At 62.2% G+C, this 3,678-nt stretch carries 3 protein-coding genes and 1 pseudogene; 1 reads left to right on the forward strand and 3 read right to left on the reverse strand.

Annotation, left to right across the window (positions count from 1 at the left end; genetic code table 11):
• Nucleotides 1–138: 138 nt before the first annotated feature.
• Nucleotides 139–633 (reverse strand): hypothetical protein, encoded by a 495-nt coding sequence (locus ACLP9N_RS39840; protein ID WP_442412543.1) that lies wholly within the window; start codon nucleotides 631–633, stop codon nucleotides 139–141.
• A gap of 95 nt (nucleotides 634–728) precedes the next feature.
• Here ACLP9N_RS39840 and ACLP9N_RS39845 point away from each other — a divergent pair, with 95 nt between their 5' ends.
• Nucleotides 729–1,277, forward strand: a complete 549-nt coding sequence (locus tag ACLP9N_RS39845; RefSeq protein ID WP_442412544.1) for a TetR/AcrR family transcriptional regulator — start codon at nucleotides 729–731, stop codon at nucleotides 1,275–1,277.
• Nucleotides 1,278–1,456: 179 nt separating this feature from the next.
• Here the strand turns inward: ACLP9N_RS39845 and ACLP9N_RS39850 are convergent, their stop codons facing one another.
• Both ACLP9N_RS39850 and ACLP9N_RS39855 read right to left on the reverse strand, forming a co-directional pair.
• Nucleotides 1,457–2,509, reverse strand: coding sequence for a hypothetical protein (locus ACLP9N_RS39850; RefSeq protein WP_442412545.1), 1,053 nt, complete (start codon nucleotides 2,507–2,509; stop codon nucleotides 1,457–1,459).
• A gap of 426 nt (nucleotides 2,510–2,935) precedes the next feature.
• Nucleotides 2,936–3,678: pseudogene (locus tag ACLP9N_RS39855) on the reverse strand (IS256 family transposase); the annotation flags it as partial.

Consider the following 3,678-nt stretch of genomic DNA (forward strand, 5'->3'; position numbering starts at 1 on the left):
CGGATTCCGCAGCTCCCGCAACGTCCCCGGGGCTTGCTTGAGCCGTATGCCGGGACGACTGGCACGTACGGTTCTGAGGGGGGACCGCCGCAGCAATGCGGCGGTCCTACCCGACATCGTCTACTCGCGCGGCTGGGATCAGGAGAGACTGGCCTCCCCAGCGAGGCCGTCTTTGGCGTGCTCGAAAAGCGTTTGGACGAACGCAAGGTGTGCCGGTACCACGCGGAACCAGGCATCGCGGGCTTGCGCATCGCTCGCAGTGACGAACGTGGCCAGTCGGACCGTGCTGTCGGTCACGGTGATCGCTAGCTCGCCATGGAAACCCAGCGCTGAGTTCGCTTGCAGTAGAACGCGCTCGGGTGTCGAGGAAGTGATGCGCCAACCCGCGATCGTGCCCTTTGCGCCGGGTGCCAGATCGAGTTTGATCGCGGCCCACGCCGCAGTCAACTGCTCACGCATGGACTCGCTGATGTCCTCCATGATCGCGCGAGCCCACTGCCCGGGTGTGCGCTCGGTGGCGTGAGGGGTTTCGAGTACGTGTGCGTCGACGTACAGGACATTGGACAGTGTGGTGGCCGAGAGGACGTCGTTGTTGATGCCCAGTTGCCGCACGGTGGTGCTGCTTGGAGGCATGCGGGAGCCTTCCCATAGATACGTATCAGTACTGTATCTATTGGAAGTGTTCTACTCAAGTGGTTTCTTCGTGCGTGACGAACCCGGGAGAAGTGATGGCGCCACCCGTGCGTACCCCTCGCCAAGCGTGGATCGACGCGGGCCTTGCCCTATTGGGGCGATCGGGCCCCGATGCCGTTCGGATCGAAACGCTTGCCGCCCTGCTCGACGTTACCCGCGGCGGCTTCTATCGACAATTCCGCTCTCGCGATGAGTTCCTCGAGGCGATGCTGGACACCTGGGAGCGCCGCTGCGTCGATGATGTGCGCGAGCAAGTCGAGACCGAGGGAGGTGACGCCGAACATAAGATTCGCCGTGCGGGCATGCTCACGTTCACCGACGAACTCATGCCGCTCGACCTCGCCGTCCGCAGCTGGGCGCGTAGAGAACCCTCTGTTTCAGCTCGCCTGCAGAAGGTAGACAACGCCAGGATGGACTATGTGCGGGGCCTGCTGCGGTCAATGAACGTCGCACCTGGCGACGTCGAAGCCGTGGCCCTGCTGCTGTTCTCGCTCGTCATCGCCAATCAGCTCGTCGTGACCGATCACCCGGGCCAGACTCGGGGGAAAGTCATCGAACATGCCGCACGTCTGCTTCTGGGCTGAGAACCAAATCGCTGTCGAATGCGGTAAATCGCTTCTTCGAGCCGCGGATTTTGCAGACGTCAGCAACAAGGGTCGCCGGTCGCGCCGGAGCCCGATCTCTACCGGGGATACGCCTTTTAGGCGACCTCGGGAGGAATAGTCAAGACTTGTGGATCGGCGTACCCACGGTACCCAGGGGGCTAACTTCGTCCGATTCCGCTTGCTCCCCTGGATTCGGCGATCTGCTGGGCGGCCTGTGCCACCGCTTCCCACGCCGCTCGATCGGAGATTCGAAGTCCTGCCGCTCGCGCTGCCGCGGCGTCATGGCGCCGAAGTCCGTTCAACAGCAGCGCCGGGTCACCTCCATGGGTATCGAGATACTGCGCGATCTCGGTGGCGTATTGCCGAACGCTAGAGACAGGGGGACATGGGCGACCCGCCGAAAACTCGTTCGGGTAGGGGTAGCGCTCCGGTACGATTCCCGCGCCGTGCCAATCGGACCAGTACGCGGACAACGACTCCCCGGTTCCAATCCGTCGAAATGGATTGGGATCTAAGTACTGGGCGACGTCGCCAACCTCATTCTGCTGGCCCGAAAGCAAGGGATACGACGCCTTCAGAAATGCTAGGACATTCGGCAGCAGCCGGACGCCATCACCGCGTGGGTCGCTGACCGCCTCGGCCAATTCGTGCGAAAACACCTCCGTGTAGTCATCCATCGTTGTCGGTGCGTTCGCCTTAGGGAAGGGGACCGGATAACGGATGGCGCCGACCACCGCCCACGGCACGTCTACGGTGGGCCGTTGGTTCGCGAACTGCGAGCTTCCCAATGTCAGCGAGTTCCACTGGTGATAGCCGCCGGTGCCGCCGTCGTTGGTCACGCCCGGCGGAGTGAACACGACGTAGAACACCTGCTCCGTTAGGTCGACCGGATTGCGAATCTTCTTGCCCTGCAACAGTTCAGCAATTACGATGCGGACGAGGAGCCACAGGTCGGTCTTCGTCGCCGGGGTTGGCGGGTCTCCGGGAAGGAAACGGGTGTGGCCGTTGTTGTCGGTATCAGAGGATTCCTGGCTGACAGCTTCAATTGCTGAATGGTCGTAGTTCACGATTACTGGGCTTAAGAGCGATACGCCAAACTGCTCGCTTGGATTTTCCTGCCAGAACGATGCGTCACTGTCCACAGTGTGCGACACGTACTGGCTCAAGAAGCTCAGGTACGGCGAACCCACAATGTTGACGAGCGCCGCCATCACTTGATCCGGCCTGGGCGCCACGAGCCACGGTGTACCCTGCGGCGGAGTGGTCGCAGTCCAGGCCGAACCCCAGAAGATGGGACAGACGGTCACCCTGGTCAGCATCGCTCCCGGCGCGACCGACGTGAAATACTGCGTCACCGGGCCGCTGCGGCTACCCCCCACGCAGCCGAAGTTCCAGCGTTTGGGTGTAATGCCCGCCGGAGAACTGTTGGCAAACCAAATGCCGTCGGTTTCCGCCTGCAGCCGGTCCTCGACGATGCGATTCGGAAATAGTTGTCGAGGTGTTGGCATCTCGAATCCTTGCGGTTGAGGCAGTGTGACGCGCATTGATGCGATCGTCGACACTGTATCCACAGGTCCAGAGATAATCCACAGGTCCCGAGATATTGTCCACGGGTGGGTACCTGCGGATCAGCGATTTCAGGCGACCTCCGATCCAGCGTTTGACGGCTCGGCGTTTGATGTGTCTGGTGTGATGTCGATGGGTCGTTCGAGTAGCTTTCCTTTGTGGAATGTCGCGCCGGCACGGACGAGGGCGACCAGGTGCGGTGCGTTGACCGCCCGCCAGCGGGCCTGTGCGGCGTCGATGAGCTTGTAGGCCATGGCAATTCCCGAGGCGCGTGAACCCGGCCCCTTGGTGACCTTGGTGCGCAACCTCACGGTGGCAAAGGTCGACTCGGATTGGTAGTTCTCAAATGCACCCAGTGCTCGGCGGGATACTTGTAGAACTCCAGGAGTACATCGGCGTCGTCGACGACCTTGGCGACCGCTTTCGGATACTTGGCGCCGTAGTCGATCTCGAACGCTTTGATCGCCAGCTGGGCCTTGTCGATGTCCTCGGCGTTGTAGATTTCCCGGAGGGCGGCCAACGCGCCCGGATATGTCGACTTCGGCAGCGCGGCAAGCACATTGGCCTGCCTGTGCCACCAGCAACGTTGCTCACGGGTATCGGAGAACATCTCGCGCAGGGCTTTCCAGAACCCCAGCGCGCCGTCGCCGACCGCGAGTACCGGTGCGGTCATCCCGCGGCGGCGGCAACCGCGCAGCAGATCAGCCCACGACTCGGTCGATTCCCGATAGCCGTCGGTCAACGCGACCAGCTCTTTGCGGCCATCCGCGCGAACCCCGATCATCACCAGCAGGCAGAGTTTCTCCTGCTCAAG

Source organism: Mycobacterium sp. (assembly GCF_052144515.1).
Classification (GTDB): Bacteria; Actinomycetota; Actinomycetes; order Mycobacteriales; family Mycobacteriaceae; genus Mycobacterium.

Coding starts and splice junctions, on each gene's coding strand:
- ACLP9N_RS39840 (WP_442412543.1), bottom strand. CDS start 633: ATGCCTCCAAGCAGCACCACCGTGCGGCAACTGGGCATCAACAACGAC.
- ACLP9N_RS39845 (WP_442412544.1), top strand. CDS start 729: ATGGCGCCACCCGTGCGTACCCCTCGCCAAGCGTGGATCGACGCGGGC.
- ACLP9N_RS39850 (WP_442412545.1), bottom strand. CDS start 2,509: ATGGCGGCGCTCGTCAACATTGTGGGTTCGCCGTACCTGAGCTTCTTG.